The organism is Roseateles koreensis, from assembly GCF_028595305.1.
Taxonomy (GTDB): Bacteria; Pseudomonadota; Gammaproteobacteria; order Burkholderiales; family Burkholderiaceae_C; genus Paucibacter_A; species Paucibacter_A koreensis.
The window spans coordinates 43,950-59,429 of record NZ_JAQQXS010000011.1; the positions used below are offsets into that span (position 1 = coordinate 43,950).

The window sequence follows — 15,480 nt, forward strand, 5'->3', positions numbered from 1 at the left end:
CAAATAAGGAAACCCCATGGCCCTCGTCTCACTTCGCCAAGTCCTGGACCAGGCTGCCGAGCACAGCTACGGCGTGCCCGCCTTCAATGTCAATAATCTGGAGCAGATCCAGGCCATTCTGCAAGCCGCCCAGGCCTGCCAAAGCCCGGTCATCCTACAAGCCTCCGCCGGGGCACGCAGTTATGCCGGTGAGCCTTTTCTGCGCAAGATGATTGAGGCCGCCGTCGAGATGTACCCCGACCTGCCCATCGTCATGCACCAAGACCATGGCGCCTCGCCGGCCGTGTGCATGCAGTCCATACGTTCGGGTTTTTCCAGCGTGATGATGGACGGCTCCCTGCTGGCCGATGCCAAAACCCCCGCCAGCTATGAATACAACGTGGACGTGACCCGCCGCGTGGCCGAGATGGCGCATGCCGTTGGGGTGTCGGTAGAAGGCGAGTTAGGTTGCCTGGGCTCGCTGGAGTCTGGCATGGCGGGCGAGGAAGACGGCGTCGGCGCCGAGGGCCAGCTCACCCATGAGCAGATGCTGACCGACCCGCAGCAGGCCGTGGACTTCGTCGCCAAAACCGGGGTAGACGCCCTGGCCATCGCCATAGGCACCAGCCACGGCGCCTACAAATTCACCCGCAAGCCCACGGGCGACATCCTCGCCATCGAGCGCATCGCCGAAATCCACCGCGCCCTCCCCAACACCCATCTGGTCATGCATGGCGCCAGCAGCGTGCCGCAAGAGTGGCTGGCCATCGTGCGCGAATTCGGCGGCGATATGCCTGAGACCTATGGCGTGCCGGTGGAAGAAATCCAGCGCGGCATCCAGTTCGGCGTGCGCAAAATCAATATCGACACCGACATCCGCCTCGCCATGACAGGCGCCCTGCGCCGCGCCATGTCCCAAGACCGCCGCGAGTTCGACCCCCGCAAATTCCTCAAAGCCGCCACCCAGGCCGCCCGCGACATCTGCGAAGCCCGGTTCCAGGCCTTTGGCTGCGCAGGCATGGCGAGCAAAATCAGGCCGGTGCCCTTGGGGGAGATGGTGAAGCGGTATATCTAGCGCTCAAGCAAGCCCGCAGCCAACTCCCCCAGCACCCGAATACCTTGCAGATGCGCCTCGTCCAGCGGGTGTCTTGCGCTCAGGCGTAGGCAGTGGTCAAACGGGTGGCCGGTGCTGAACACGGCGCCGGGCACAAAGGTGTAGCCCAGGTGTCTTGCCTGTTCCAGCAAGGTGCAGGCGTCCAGGCCGGGCGGCAGCTCCAGCCAGAGCAGGTAGCTGCCGGCGCTTTTGCTAACGCGGGTTCCCGACGGAAACAAACTCAGCACCGCCTGGACATAAGCCTGACGTTGCGCGGCCAGGCGCTGGCGCAGGCGGCGCAGATGTGCGTCCAGGCCGCCGCTGGCCATGAAGCGGGTCAGCAGTTGGTCGGTGAGCAAGGGCAGCAGCTCGCCATGCACCGTGCGCGCGGCTCGCAGCTGCAGGCGGTAACGGCCGCTGACGATGTAGCCGAGGCTGCAGCCCGGCCCGGTGATGCAGGCAAAGCTGCCGCAGTACAAAACCCGCTCATCGCGGTCAAACGCCTTCAGCGGGCGTGGGCGCTGGGGGCCGGCGTGCAGCTCGCCCATCATGTCGCACTCGATCACGGCCAAGCCATGCCGGGCCGCCAGCTCGGCCAGGTCTTGCTTGGCGGCGTCGCTCATCAGGCTGCCGGTGGCGCAATCAAAAGTGGGTTCGACCAGGCAGGCCGTGATGCGCTGATGCTGCTGGGCAAACGCCAGGGCCGGCACGGCCAGGCCGGTTTCTGCCGAGGCGGGAATCTCCACCACCTGCAAGTCCAGCTGGGCCAGCAACTCCAGGGCGCGCAAAGGTGCCGGGCTGGCCACCGCCACGCTGTCCCCCGGCTTGCAAAGCAGGCGCAGGCATAGTTCCAGCGACTCGGTCCAGCCCTGCGTCACCACAATGTCCTCCGCATCAAAGGGGCAGGCCATGCGCGCCCCGCGCAGCGCCAGCTGCTCGCGCAGCTCCGCCGTGCCATAGACCGTGCCCGAGGCCATCAGCGCCGCATCGCTGCGCAGGAGCTGGGTGAGCAAACGGCTGAGCGGGCGCAGGGGCAGCAACTCGGCAGGCAGGGCCAGATGCCCCAGAGACAAGCAGCCCGACTGCGTCGCGGCCAGCGCCATGAGGCGCTTGCGGCGGCCCGCCAGTTCGATCGCAACAGCCGCTGAGGCGGGGCGTTTGGGCCGCGCCGCCGCCAGGGCAAAAAAGCCGCGCCTGGGCCGGGCGGCGATCAAGCCTGCGTCTTCCAATTCATGCAAGGCATGGGTGACTGTTGCCAGGCTGGCGCCATGCTGCTCACACAGCTGGCGCACCGAGGGCAGGCGCGTGCCGGGCGGGTAAGCACCGGCCTGCAATTCAGCGGCCAGAAGCTTGGCCAGGGCGCGGTAGCGCTAGGTGTTAGAACTCACGGGGCGGGGTCATTTGCGGGTTTGCCACGATAGCCGAAATGGCAGGCCTGCATCGATACAGAGCGCCGCTGGGCAGTCGATACACAGGCCCGCTGTGCGGCCTGCGTCGGCAGCGCCTGGGTCTTATCAAGGGGGCGCCGGCTTCCTAAAGTGGCCGCCTGCCAAGACCCCAAAAACCACCCATGTTGAGAAAATTTTTCAGCGCAAAAAACTGCGCGTTGCGGCCCCTGTTATTGAGCGAGATGCTGGGCCTGCTGGCCACCAGCCTCGGCCAACTCGCGGTGGCCTGGTGGATTGCGCAGAGCGGTGGTGCCACCGATTTATCGCGTTACGGCGCAGCGATGGCCTTGTGCGCCCTGCTGGCCATGCCCTTGATGTCGCCGCTGGGCGACCGCTGGCCCAAGCGACGGCTGATACGCCTGGGCAAGGCCTGCCTCTTGCTGGACGCCTTGGCCCTGGCCGCGCTAGCCGGCAGCGGGGTCTACAACCTGAGCTGGCTATGCCTGTGCAGCGGGTTGTCCATCCTGGCCCATGCCCTGCTTTTGCCGGCCCAGGCCGCCATCTTGCCGGAGCTGGTCACGGCCCAGCGCCTGCCCGAGGCCATCAGGCTGCGCCGGGGCGCGCAAGCCCTGGGCGGCCTGCTGGGCCCAGGCCTGGGCGGCGCGGCCTTGGCCCTGGGCGGTGTGGGTAGCACAGCGGTTTTGAACCTGCTGCTGTGCGTGCTGGCGGCCCTGGCTGCATTTCGTCTCAATGAACCGGTGTTTGCGGCCCGACGCGCGGCAGCAGGCCCTTGGTTTGGCGAGATGGCGGCCGGCTTGCGGGCCAAATGGGGTGTGCCCCTGGATCGGTGGTGGACGGTGGTCGGCGCCTTGATGATGGTGTTTTTGCTGCCCATGACGGGCATGCTACTGCCGCTGCGCATCCAGTCACTGGGCTTGTCGCCCGCCTGGTTCGGGGCCTGCGGTGCGGCGCTGTCGCTGGGCTTGTTGCTGGGAGTGCTGGGGCTGGCCGATGCTTTGATTACCAGGCTGGGCCGGGCGCGCGCCATTGCGGTGGCGGTGCTGCTGTGCGGCGGCGCAGCGGGTGCGATTGGCTTGTGCCACTGGGCATCGGGCCTGGCCCTGTGTTGTGGGCTGATAGGCCTGGGCATGGCGGTGACCCAGCTGGTGGGTCAGACCCACCGCATGCTGGCGATACCCGAGCATTTTCGTGCCCGCATGAGTGCCGCCCAGCTGACTGCTGCCCATGTAGCTGCGGCCTTAGCGCCAGCCCTGGCCGGCGTCTTGCTGCAGCGCTGGCCGGTAGCGACGGCCTATTTGCTGATGGCCACAGGCTTTCTCGCCAGCGGCCTGCTTTTGCTGGCCGTGCCCGGCCTGGGCCACTTTCTGCGGTTGAGCCATGAGGAGGTGCATAACTGGTATGGCCGCCAGCATCCGCAAGCCTTTGCGGCCCGGCCAGCTCAATCCCCCAAATCCACCACCGCCCGCAAGCCCACTTGAGCCAGGGCGGGCGGCAGCGCGTAGTCGGCCAGCACCCAGGCGCGCCGGGTGTCTTCGGCGGCCTCGGCCAGCAGCTCGCTAAGCAGGGCGCATGAGCGCGCGTCCAGGGCTGCATAGGGCTGGTCCAGCAGGGTCAGCTGGGCGCCGCTGGCGGCGGCGGCGACCAGGCCGGTCTTGCGGCGGCTGCCGGTGGAGAGCATGTACAGGGGCTTGTCCAGATGTTCGCTCAGCGCAAAAGCCTGCAGCAGGCGCGCCTCCAACGGCTGTGACCAGGCGGGGTAGGCCTGGCGCTGGGCGGCCAGCCATTGCCGTACAGGCTGGGCGTCATGGCTGGGGTCTTCCGGGCAGGGGTAGCAAAGCGTGCTAACGCTGCGGCTGATGTGGCCGGCCGTGGGTGCGAGGGTGCCGCTGATCAGGCGCAGCAAGCTGGTCTTGCCTCGGCCATCGCCGCCGCGCAGTACGTTGAGGCCGGGGGACAGCGCAAAGTTCAGATCGCTCAACACGCTGCGGCCTGCAAAGAACAGGCCCAGGCCGGTGGCTTGGCAGAAGATGGGATGGGTTTGCAATGGACGATGTGGGGCGGCTACTCGGCCCCGCATTCTGCCGCGCCAGGGGCGGCCAGCGGCAGGCTCAGCACAAACTCCGCCCCGCCCTGCGCCGCGTTGTGCACGCTCAAATGGCCGCCATGTTGCTCCACCAAGCCATAGCTGATGGACAGGCCCAGGCCCGTGCCCTTGCCTACCGGTTTGGTGGTGAAAAATGGTTCGAAGATGCGCGACAAATGTGCCTCCGCGATGCCGGGGCCGTTGTCACGCAGGTGCAGAAGTAGGCGTTCCTGGCCGTCGACCTGTTGCTTCTCGGTCCTGATCCAGACTTGCACCGGGGAGCGGCCGGCTGCTGTCGCCGCATCCAAAGCGTTCTGTAGCAGATTCATCAAGACTTGCTGCAACTGGCCGGCATTGCCCATCACCATGCAGCTGGGGTCAGGCTGCCAATGCAACTCAAAGTCGGGCGCGGCGCCCTTGCTGATCCAGTGCACCGATTGCTCGATCACCTCATGCAGGGCCACCGGCGCACGCGCGTCCCGATCCATGGCCGAGAAGCGCTTCAGGCTGCCCACGATGTCGGTGGTGCGTTGTGCCCCTTCCAGCGTCCCCTCGATCAGAGAGGGTAGATCGGCCAGCAGGTGATCTATCCGCAACTTCACTCGCAAGGCCGCTTGCGCCTCGGGCGAGGCGCCCTGGTGGACAGCATCCAGATAGCTGCGCAGACGCTGCAGGTAACGCGCTAGCGCATGTACATTGCCCAGGACAAAGCTGATGGGGTTGTTGAGCTCATGGGCCACGCCGGCAACCAACCGACCCAGGGATGCCATCTTCTCCGAGTGCAGAAGTTGTTGCTGAGCCCGCTTCAGGGCCTCGTGCGCTACCCGCAGTTCTTGATAGGCGCGCTTGATTTCGGCCGTGGGTCGGGCCACAAACACCGTGCCGACCCGCCGGCCATTGGCCGCGATCCGCGGTGTGCAGTTGGCGTCCACCGAGATGGCGCGTTGGGCGACATCTCGCAGATTGAGCTCAAGGCCTTCTCCGCGCCGCGAAGGGTCAAGCTTGGACAGGACCAAACGCGCCCGCTGCGCACTGGGTTCATCCGCCAACAGTTCGAAGATGGAGGTGTTGCGCAGTTGCGCGTCGCTGCGGCCCACCAGTTCGCACAGGGCGGCATTGGTTTCCTCAATCAGGCCGCGCTCGTTGCAGACCAGCAGCACGTCTGACATTGAAGTTAGCACGCTGAAGATGAATTGCTGCGACTGCTCCAGCTCGTTGTTTTTTTTCTCCAGCTCCACCTCGTCGTGGATCAGCTGGGTATAGACCTCGTCCATCTTTTGGATCACGTCCATCCAGGTGGATTCATCCACACCTTCCAACGGCCCAAGGGGCATCAGGTCTTCAAACCCGGCCGGGCGCAGCGGCGGTGCAGCATCGGCAGATATAGATTTCAACAAAGTCTCCGGGGTGCGGCGTCGGCAAATTCAAGGCCCAGCATGCGCATATTTCACCATAGACAAAGCGACTCAATGGACGATACAGACCATGCAGGGGTCAAAGGAGCGCACGATGTGCTGCACCGAAACAGGTGTGCTTTCTCCCGGCAAGACGGGCGCGCCCACCAGGGCCTGCTCCAAGGCGCCCGGCGTACCGGCAGCGTCGCGGGGCGAAAAATTCCAGCTGGTGGGCGCCACGATTTGATAGCTCTGGATGCGACCCTGGGCTGCCACCACCCAATGCCCAAGGCTGCCGCGTGCCGCCTCGGTGAGGCCTACACCCGTGCCCTCCAGCTCGGCCGGGCCTTGCGCGCAATAGGGCTCGCCCGGTCGCAGTGCATACAGCCAGTCTTCCATCATGGGCAACACCCGGGCCAGTTCCAACAGCCGAGCGAGCACCCGGGTGAACACCGTACCGCCATGGCGCCCCACCGTGTCCACGATCAGGCCATGACCCGAGCACAGCTGGCGCGCGATGGCGCCGGTTTCCACCACCTCGCCGGCAAGCCGAGGCGCTTTGTTCCAGGTATAGGCCCCGGGTTTGTCGGCCACGGGTTCGGTCACGCCCTGTAAGGGGTGACGAGGCCCAGTCGCGTCGGACAACCAGGCATGAGTCGCATCCTCCAGAATGCCGCCCAGATCCAGGGCCGTCAGCCCCAGTCCCTCGGCCCGCCACAAACCCCGCTCAAAGGCGAATCCCCCATCAGGTCGCTCAAAAGCCCCATAGCTCAAATAGCGTCCGGGGCCGCCGCCCAGCCGGCTCAGCGCGGCATCGCCTTGCCGCTCGCTGCTGAGCACGATGTCCAGCCACAGGCGCACATCACCCCGCCTTGCCGCACGTGCTGATTCACGCCCATGCCAATCCCACAGGGCTTGCTCGCTGCTCAGGTCAGCAAACTGCTCCAGAGCGCAGGCAAAGAGATGGTGCTCCAGAAAGGCTCGAAATTCGCGCACCTTGGTCAGCAGGCGCACGCGCTCCGCAGCGTCGATGGCGCGGCTCGAGCCGCCGGGGTCAATGCTCAAGGTATGTGGCCATTTGCCCCCCAAGGTGCCCGCCAGGGTGAACCAGCGTTGGCGAGCCCCAATAGCCGCCCGAGTTTGTTCGCCCTGCTGGGGATGGAAGCGCTGCTGCGCCTGCGCAAACCAAGGCTGGCTTGCATACACCGGACGAAGAAAATCGGGCATGAAGAAAAGGTAAAAGTGGGTCAGGTGGTCGGCCAGATTCTCAATCGCCAGCAAAAGATTGCTGGCATGCCGGCCATTGGGCGGCACGGCCAACCCGCCCATATCCGCCAAGGCCCGCGCTGCAGCCACCGACTGCGAGATCGAACAAATACCGCAAATACGCGGCACGTAGACCAGAGCGTCATGGGTATGCTTGCCCTGCAATATTTGCTCAAAGCCCCTGTACATCGGCGCGTTGACCTGCGCTGAAACGACCTGCGCACTCTCGACCTGCAGGCTGATCTCCAGATCGCCTTCGACCCGATTGAAAGGGCCCACCAATAGGCGGCTCATAACGATTCTTTCTCCATCATTTCAGTCGGGTTTTCTTGGCCATCGGCGGAACAAGTAAATGGTCTGCTGTGGCATTGAGCTTGACCCGCCGCGGGGTCGCATGTTTGGACAAGGAAGCCAGCGCCACGAACCAGGCCTTGGGCATATCGGTCGGCAAACCGATAGGAATGCCCGCCAGTTTGGGCGTTTGGTGAAAGGGGTGGCCAGGCTCCTGAAAGCCCGGTTCGGTACAGGCGATACACGCATAGCCGCCGCGTGTGCAGGAGCCCTCACCATTCCACAAGCGGATATTGCAATCGGCATGCACCTGCGTACCTTTGCAGCCCATGTTTTCCATCATGCAGCCCAAATCGGAGGGCTTTTCGGCACTGGCCTTGAATTCGTAATACTCGTTGCGCGTGCATCCATGATGAACCAGCTGGTCGGCGTAAAACCGGGGTCGGCCCAGGGTATCAAGATCGTCGGGGCCAAAGCTTTCGCCAGCCAAGGCCATCAGACTGTCCAACACCCAGTTGGGATGGGTGGGGCAGCCGGCAATATTGATCACCGGCAGTCCACTTGGGCTGCGAAAATCTGCGCCAAGCAGCCCGCCTTGATGCTCGTCTTCGTACTGAAGGCCGCAGGCCTCGGTGGGATTTCCGCCCCCTGCGGTCACGCCGCCCCAGGCGGCGCAACTGCCCACGGCCATCACATGCCTGGCTTTAAGTGCCAGACGGGCAATCCAATCCATCATGGGTACACCAGTACCCGCCATGATGTGGAACTTCCCGCTGCCCGCCGGGCCGCGCAACACAGCGCCCTCCAGGCACAGCACATCCAGACGCAGCGTGTCGGATTCGATGCGCGCCAGCAAATCAAGCAATTCCTGACCGCTCTCCAAGGACAAGGAGGGGTGCCACAGCAGCTCAATGCCGGCTGCCTTCAGATGGCCGTGAAAATCAGCCGTATCTGCGCACAGCAAGGACATGCTGCAGCCTCCACAGCCACCAGACTGCAACCACAGCACATTCAATGGGGCACGAGGACTGTTACTCATCGTGCATTCAACCTTGCAGACCCAAACGAGCCATTTTGGCGCGCAAGCCCACGCGCGACAGCCCTAACTCCTTGGCCGTGCGGGTTTTGTTCCAGCGCAAACGCAGCAGGGTTTCGCGCAATATCATCGCCTCGATAGCATCCAGGCGCTCGGCCAGGGTGCCGCTTTGAGGAATTCCAATGCCCCCGCCCTTGAGCTCCGCAGTGTCCAGACCGCCCGCCGCCTGGCCCTGCAGGACACGGGCTGAAAACGCCTGCGCCCCGATTTTCTCGCCCTCGCTGAGCGCAACGGCACGGGCGATTTCATTGCGCAGCTCGCGCACATTGCCGGGCCAGGGATACGCCATCAGCACACCCAAGGTCTCCTCGCTGAAGGACGGACCTATGCGCCCGAATTCGCTCGCCACATCACCCAGCAGCCGCAGCGCAATGGGTGCGATATCGCCCACACGTTCGCGCAGCGGTGGCACGGTCAGGGTGACACCGGCGATACGGTAGTACAAATCCTCACGAAACAGGCCGTCTCTGACGCGCTGCTCCAGGTCGCGGTGGGTGGCGGCGATGACGCGCACATCCACCGGCACGGCCCGCACCCCGCCCACCGGCCGCACCTCGCGCTCCTGCAAGACCCGCAGCAAACGCACCTGAAAGGCCGGCGAGGTTTCACCGATCTCGTCCAGAAACACCGTGCCGCCATTGGCGCGCTGGAACAAGCCGGGATGGTCTTCAAACGCGCCGGTAAAGGCGCCTCGCTTGTGGCCGAACAGCTCGGACTCCAGCAAGCTGTCCGGCATGGCCGCGCAGTTCTCCATCACAAAAGCCTTGCCGGCGCGCGGGCTGGCGTAATGCATGGCACGCGCCAATAACTCCTTGCCCGAGCCGCTCTCACCCAACACCAAGGCGCTGAGGTCATAACGTGCTACCCGTGCGGCCAGCTCACACACAGCATCGAGCGGGCTGCCGGGTGCCCGCTCGATGCGGCCGAAGTCAAACGCCTGGCGGGCCTGGGCCAGATTGCTCGCGGCGCGCTCGCGCAAGACCGGCGTGCTGCTGCGCAATTCCAGATGAAGGCGATTGGTGTCGCGCTGCAGGCCCTGGGCCTCCACGGCATTGCGCACGGCCGCCAGCAAATGGTTGGGGATCCAGGGTTTGAGGATGTATTGGTAAATGCCGGCCTCGTTGATGCCGGTGATCAAGTCCTCGGCATCGGTGTAGCCCGAGATGATGATGCGCACCGTGTCGGGCCAGCGCTCTCGCACCTCTTTCAAAAAGGCCACGCCACTCAGCCCCGGCATGCGTTGATCGCAGAGAATGACGCTAACCTCCTGCTGCTCCAGCACCGCCCTCGCCTCGGCGGCGCCACCCGCTGTCAGCACGGCAAAATCTTCATCCAGGGTGCGCCGCATGGCGTCTTGCGAGCGCACCTCGTCGTCAACGACGAGAACGGTGGGCAGAGCCGTGTTCGCAATATCCATGTCAGTTGTCTTCAACGATGCAGGGCCAGATGGCGCGGCGTCCAGACATGGATCGGCTTGTGCACAAAGTGGCAGCAGGCCACGTGGTTGCTGGGGTCGAAACCGTAAAAATTGCAGTACATGCGGGACAACTCATCCTTTCGGGTTTCAGCCAGCGGGCGCAGGGCTTCATCGGCGACTCGCTGGGCCTGTTTGGGCAGTATGCGCTCGGTCAAAGTGTAGGTCTTGGCCTGGCTCAGAGCTTGATCACGCAGCGGTGCCACGTAGCCGGCCGATCCCTGTCCCATCACCCTGTCAATCAACCCGATGGCCAGCTCCGCAGGGAGGGTAAAGACGTAGCGCTGCTCATGGCGCCAGACCTTCAAATATTTTGGCGGCCGCCTTCTTACCCTGGTACATGGCGAGCTTGGCCTCCAGCGCAAGCAGGGCCGTACGCACCTCAGTCACAGATTGGGCACTTAGCAGGGGCTGCATCACCCTTGCCAGATCGTGGCCAAACAAAGAGCGCAGGCGGCGGGCAACTTCGCGCTGCAGCGGCAGCCAATCGAGGGCTTTCATAGATTTTGCGAGCTCTGTGGGTGCTTTGGGCTCTGCGGGCCGAGCAGGTTGGGCATTCTCTACGCTCGCCACCTTGACCTCAACGGGCACAGGCTCGATCAAACCCTTTGCCAGCAAGGCGCGCAAGGGCTTAGCCATGCTGCGCCCCCACTGGCGCTCCAGGTCGGCCACGGCGTTGCGGCCATTGATGAGAATGAGGGCGGCGCGGGTCAGCGCGTCCAGGCCGGCGGCGCGCAGCTTGACTTCTGCCTGACCCTGGGCAGATTTGCGATACACCTGTGCTGCCTGCGCGTCCACTCAGCCACCCCCTAACTCAACAAATACGCGGCAATTGCTCGCCGCTGAGCCAGTCCACCACGCGCCGCCCGCCAAAGCGGGTATTCATCTGCACAAAATTCTGCGGGTCTTGGCAAACCTCACCGATGCGCGCCGCTGCCTGGCCCAGGGGGTGGGCGCGCATGGCGGCCAGCACCGCCTCGGCCGCCTCGGGGGCACACACGGCGATGAGCTTGCCCTCGTTGGCGATGTAGAGCGGGTCCAGCCCCAGCAGCTCACAAGCGGCATCCACCTGGGGCAGCACGGGGATGGCAGCCTCCTCCAGCACCATGCCCACGCCGGACTGCCGCGCCACCTCGTTCAAGGTGGTGGCCAGGCCGCCCCGGGTGGGGTCGCGCAGCACGCGCACGCCGCCGGGTGCGGCAGCCAGCATGGCGGCCACCAGGGTGTGGAGGGCGGCGGTGTCGGAGGTGATGGTGGTCTCAAAGGCCAGCGACTCGCGCTGCGACAGCACGGCCACACCATGCTCGCCAAGGGTGCCGGACAGCAGCAGCACATCGCCAGGCCTGGCATTGCGGCCCGAGATATGCACGCCCGCCGCCACCACGCCCAGGCCTGTGGTGCTGATGAAGACGCCGTCGCCCTTGCCGCGCTCCACCACCTTGGTGTCGCCGGTGATCACGGGCACGCCGGCCTCGCGTGCGGCGCGGGCCATGGAGTCCACAATGCGTTTCAGCTCGGCCAGGGCAAAGCCCTCTTCCAGCACAAAGCTAGCGGTGAGGTAAAGCGGTGTGGCGCCCGACATGGCCACATCGTTGACCGTGCCATGCACGCTCAAGCAGCCCACATCGCCGCCGGGGAAGAACAGGGGCGACACCACATGGCCATCGGTGGCCATCACCAGGCGTGCGCCGGGCGGCAAGGGCGGGGGTGTGAACACGGCTCCATCGTCGCCCTGGCGCAGCCACTCGTTGTCAAAAGCCGCGAGAAATAACTCCTCAATCAGCTGGGAGGCAGCCCGCCCGCCGGCGCCATGGCCCATGTCCACGCGGCCGTGGCGGATGTCCAGCGGACGGACATAGTCTTTCTTCACTGTGCTCATTGGTGCACCCTTCGGCCTGCGGCCTGTCCCGCCAGGCGGGAGCGAGCTTGCTTGGGGCGGCCCGGCGCGGCGCTCATGCAGCCACCACCACCGGAATGTCCCGAAAACGCCCGTAGGAGTAATGCGCCGCGCAAGCGCCCTCGCTGGACACCATGCAAGAGCCAACCGGGTTCTCTGGCGTGCAAACAGTGCCGAAGATTTTGCAGTCGGTGGGCTTTTTGACGCCGCGCAGAATGGCCCCGCATTCGCAGGCCTTGTTGTCGGCCACGGGCTGGTAGCTCAGCTGGAAGCGCTGCTCGGCATCAAAGCGCGCATAAGCCGGGCGGATTTTGAGGGCGCTGTAGGGCACCTCGCCCAGGCCGCGCCACTCAAAGGTGCTGCGCAGCTCAAAAATCTCGGACACCAGGGCCTGGGCGCTCAGATTGCCATGGCGGCTGACGGCGCGGGTGAATTCGTTCTCCACCTCGGCGCGGCCGGTGTTGACCTGCTGCACCAGCATCAACACAGCCTGCATCACATCCAGGGGCTCAAAGCCCGCAATCACCACCGGCTTTTGGTACTCCTCGGCAAAGTGCTCATAGGGCTCGGAGCCGATGACGATGCTGACGTGGGCCGGCCCAATGAAGCCATCAATGGGCACGGTGCCGTACTGGCGCACCTCGGGAGATTCCAGAATATGGGTGATGGCCGAGGGCGTCAGCACATGGCAGCACAGCACGCTGAAATTTTCCAAACCCTCAGCATCAGCGTCACGAATGACCAGAGCCGTGGGCGGCGTGGTGGTCTCAAAGCCGATGGCAAAAAACACCACCTCGCGCTCGGGGTTCTGCCGGGCCACGGCAGCGGCATCGGCGGCGGAATAGACCATGCGGATGTCCGCCCCGCGCGCCTTGGCCTTGATCATGGACAGGCCCGCCGAGGCCGGCACGCGCAGGGTGTCGCCATAGGTGCAGACGATGACGCCGCGCTCCAGCGCCAGCTGTATGGCCAGGTCGATGCGGCCTATGGGCAGCACGCAGACGGGGCAGCCGGGGCCGTGCACCATGGTCACATTGGGCGGCAGCAGCTCGGCAATGCCATAACGCGAAATCGCATGGGTGTGGCCGCCGCAGAACTCCATAAAGCTGTAGTGCTGGTCGGGCCGCGCCTCCAGGGCCAGGCGCTGGGCGATTTTGCGGGCGATGTCGCCGTCGCGGAATTCGTCTATGTATTTCATGCCTGCCGCTCCAGCTGAGCCATTTCGTCAAACAAGGCCAGGGTGCGCTGCGCCTCCTCGGGGTCTATGCGGCCTATGGCATGGCCCACATGGACGATGACGTAATCGCCCACCTGAGCCTCGGGCACCAGGGCGATGGAGATTTGCTTGCGGATGCCGCCCAGGTCAACCAGGGCTTGCTCCGCCTCGCGCAGCTCCAGCAGTAAAGCGGGGATGGCTAGGCACATGATGGGCAGCTTTCAAAAGAGGGCGCGGGCGAGGCCTGGGTGTTGAGGGCATGGGCCGCCACCCAGGCTTGGCCCAGGGCCAGGCCGGCGTCGCCGCAGGAATGGGCTTGCGGCAGCAGCACGCTCAGACCCAGGTGCTGGAGCTGGCCGCGCAGGCGCTCACGCAAGATTTTGTTCATGAAGCAGCCACCCGATAGGCAAACGGTGCTCACACCCTGCTCCGCCGCAGCCTGAGCCAGCCAATGGGCCAGTCCGTCGGCCAGGCGCAAATGGAACCACGCGGCGGCCTCGGTTTGCTGGGCCAGCTCTTGCGGCGTGTCAAGCAGGCGCTGCAACAGCGGGCGCAAGTCCAGCTGCCGGGGCCAGTCGCCCTGCGCGGGCAAGGTGGGCAAAGGCGGGTACATGCTGGGTGCCGGGTGATCCACCAGCCAGCTTTGCGCGAGCGTCTCCAGGGCGATGGCGGCCTCGGCCTCCTGGCGTTGGCGCAGGCATAGGCCCAGGGCCCCGGCGGCAGCGTCAAACCAGCGGCCTGTGCTGCTGGTCAGCGGGCAGTTGAGATTGCGCATTAGCATCTGCTGCAAATGGCCGGCCAGGCCAGCCCCCACATGGGGGCCAAAGCGCGGCCCAATCTCCTGCGTGCGGCCCAGGGCGTGCAGGGCCGCAGCGGCCATGCGCCAAGGCTCGCGCGCCGCCACATCGCCACCGGGCAGGCATAAAGGGCTGAGACAGGCCAGGCGCTGCCAACCGGCGGCGCTCACCGCCAGCAGCTCGCCGCCCCAGGCCCGGCCATCGCTACCCAAGCCCACGCCGTCCAGGGCCAGGCCGACCACAGGGTCCTCGAACTGATGCTCGGCCAGCACGGCCGCGATATGGGCGTGGTGGTGCTGCACGGCGACGGCGGGCAGGCCCAGATCGGCCGCCAGGGCCTGGGCCAGGCGGGTGCTGAAAAAGTCGGGATGCAAATCATGGGCAATCGCCCGCAGCCTGCCCCCGGCCTGGGCTTGCAAGGCCGTGACCGAGTCGCTCAAGGCCCGGCAGGCCTCGGGGTCGCGCAGGTCACCATGGGGGGCCGACCAATACACCTGGCCTTGGCTGAGCAAGCAGGCCTGGTTCTTCAACCAGGCGCCGCAGGCCAGGACGGTGGCTTGCTCAAGAGGCTTCATGGCCGGCTTTCAGGCGCGCCAACTCGGCTTCCAGCTCGGCCACGCGGCGCGTCAGGGCGGCTTGCGGGTCGGGCGCGGGCTGGGGTGCCAGGGCCTGGTCCAGCCAGTTCAACCAGGCGTCCATGCCCTGGCCTGTGGTGGCAGAGAGTTGCAGGATTTCTATGCCGGGGTTGACGCGGCGCGCCGCCGCAATGCAGCGCTGCAAATCAAAGTTCAGATGCGGCAGCAGGTCCACCTTGTTGAGCAGCATCAGCTGGGAGGCCGCAAACATATCGGGGTATTTGAGCGGTTTGTCTTCACCCTCGGTGACGGACAGAATCACCACCTTGGCCGCCTCGCCCAGGTCCCAAACGGCCGGGCAGACCAGATTGCCGACGTTCTCGATGAAGAGCAGGCTGGCCTCGTCATCATGATGGTCATGATGATGATGGTCATGGCTGTGCAGGCGCGCAAAAGCCTGGGCCACCATGGGCGCATCCAGATGGCAGCCCTTGCCGGTATTGACCTGCACGGCGGCGGCGCCGGTGGCGCGGATGCGGTCGGCGTCCAGGCTGGTTTGCTGGTCACCCTCGATCACGCTCACGCTCAAATGCGGGCGGCGCTGGCGCAGGGCCTCAATGGTGGCGCAGAGCAAGGTGGTCTTGCCCGAGCCGGGGCTGGAAACCAGGTTCAGCGCCGTCACGCCATGGGCTTCAAAGTGGGCGCGGTTGCGGCCCGCGTGTTTGTTGTTCTCGCCCAGGATGTCGGTTTCCAGCTTGATGGCGCGGGCCTGGCTCATGCCAGGCACCGAGACTCGGGCCTCGCCCGCACCGAAGTGCAAATCGCCGTGCTGGCCGTCCACCTGCACATGCTCATGTTTCTCACCGCCACTGTCGGCGCATCCGCAAACTACACACATGGTCCTAAGTCC

Annotated in this window: 15 protein-coding genes; 2 read left to right on the plus strand and 13 right to left on the minus strand. The window is 65.3% G+C overall.

The features are described from left to right. Positions 1-16: 16 nt before the first annotated feature. On the plus strand, positions 17-1,054 hold the full coding sequence (fba, locus tag PRZ01_RS13060) for a class II fructose-bisphosphate aldolase (RefSeq protein ID WP_273597240.1): 1,038 nt from the start codon (positions 17-19) through the stop codon (positions 1,052-1,054). Here fba and PRZ01_RS13065 read toward each other — a convergent pair. Then, complete coding sequence (locus PRZ01_RS13065; protein ID WP_273597344.1) at positions 1,051-2,430, minus strand: aminotransferase-like domain-containing protein; 1,380 nt, start codon at positions 2,428-2,430, stop codon at positions 1,051-1,053. The genes fba and PRZ01_RS13065 overlap by 4 nt on opposite strands. 212 nt (positions 2,431-2,642) lie before the next feature. On the opposite strand from PRZ01_RS13065, the gene PRZ01_RS13070 reads away from it, so the two are divergent. Next, on the plus strand, positions 2,643-3,959 hold the full coding sequence (locus PRZ01_RS13070) for an MFS transporter (protein ID WP_273597241.1): 1,317 nt from the start codon (positions 2,643-2,645) through the stop codon (positions 3,957-3,959). On the opposite strand, the gene PRZ01_RS13075 is transcribed toward PRZ01_RS13070, so the two are convergent. From PRZ01_RS13075 to hypB, 12 genes are all read right to left on the minus strand, one after another. After that, complete coding sequence (locus tag PRZ01_RS13075) at positions 3,920-4,525, minus strand: ABC transporter ATP-binding protein (protein ID WP_273597242.1); 606 nt, start codon at positions 4,523-4,525, stop codon at positions 3,920-3,922. The genes PRZ01_RS13070 and PRZ01_RS13075 overlap by 40 nt on opposite strands. A 17-nt stretch (positions 4,526-4,542) precedes the next feature. Beyond that, a complete protein-coding gene (locus tag PRZ01_RS13080; protein ID WP_273597243.1) occupies positions 4,543-5,961 on the minus strand; it encodes a sensor histidine kinase in 1,419 nt (472 codons plus the stop codon). A 69-nt stretch (positions 5,962-6,030) separates the two neighbouring features. Then, on the minus strand, positions 6,031-7,518 hold the full coding sequence (locus PRZ01_RS13085; protein WP_273597244.1) for a nickel-dependent hydrogenase large subunit: 1,488 nt from the start codon (positions 7,516-7,518) through the stop codon (positions 6,031-6,033). A 16-nt stretch (positions 7,519-7,534) separates the two neighbouring features. Continuing rightward, entirely contained in the window at positions 7,535-8,554 is a 1,020-nt protein-coding gene (locus PRZ01_RS13090) for an NADH-quinone oxidoreductase subunit B family protein (protein WP_273597245.1), read from the minus strand. 7 nt (positions 8,555-8,561) lie between these two features. Next, positions 8,562-10,028 carry a sigma-54-dependent transcriptional regulator gene (locus PRZ01_RS13095; protein ID WP_273597246.1) on the minus strand — a complete coding sequence of 489 codons (1,467 nt, stop codon included), beginning with the start codon at positions 10,026-10,028 and terminating at the stop codon, positions 8,562-8,564. Positions 10,029-10,039: 11 nt separating this feature from the next. Further along, on the minus strand, positions 10,040-10,315 hold the full coding sequence (locus PRZ01_RS13100) for a hypothetical protein (protein ID WP_273597247.1): 276 nt from the start codon (positions 10,313-10,315) through the stop codon (positions 10,040-10,042). Positions 10,316-10,373: 58 nt separating this feature from the next. Further along, positions 10,374-10,862, minus strand: coding sequence for a hypothetical protein (locus PRZ01_RS13105; RefSeq protein WP_273597248.1), 489 nt, complete (start codon positions 10,860-10,862; stop codon positions 10,374-10,376). 37 nt (positions 10,863-10,899) lie between these two features. Next, positions 10,900-11,964, minus strand: coding sequence for a hydrogenase expression/formation protein HypE (hypE, locus tag PRZ01_RS13110; protein ID WP_273597249.1), 1,065 nt, complete (start codon positions 11,962-11,964; stop codon positions 10,900-10,902). 73 nt (positions 11,965-12,037) lie between these two features. Next, positions 12,038-13,180: a hydrogenase formation protein HypD gene (hypD, locus tag PRZ01_RS13115; protein WP_273597250.1), complete on the minus strand. Its 1,143-nt coding sequence runs from the start codon at positions 13,178-13,180 to the stop codon at positions 12,038-12,040. Continuing rightward, positions 13,177-13,407, minus strand: a complete 231-nt coding sequence (locus PRZ01_RS13120) for a HypC/HybG/HupF family hydrogenase formation chaperone (RefSeq protein ID WP_273597251.1) — start codon at positions 13,405-13,407, stop codon at positions 13,177-13,179. Before PRZ01_RS13120 ends, hypD begins: the two co-directional genes overlap by 4 nt. Next, positions 13,398-14,570 (minus strand): Kae1-like domain-containing protein, encoded by a 1,173-nt coding sequence (locus tag PRZ01_RS13125; RefSeq protein WP_273597252.1) that lies wholly within the window; start codon positions 14,568-14,570, stop codon positions 13,398-13,400. The genes PRZ01_RS13120 and PRZ01_RS13125 overlap by 10 nt, the downstream gene beginning before the upstream one ends. Then, on the minus strand, positions 14,557-15,468 hold the full coding sequence (gene hypB / locus PRZ01_RS13130) for a hydrogenase nickel incorporation protein HypB (RefSeq protein ID WP_273597253.1): 912 nt from the start codon (positions 15,466-15,468) through the stop codon (positions 14,557-14,559). The genes PRZ01_RS13125 and hypB overlap by 14 nt, the downstream gene beginning before the upstream one ends. Positions 15,469-15,480: the final 12 nt, after the last annotated feature.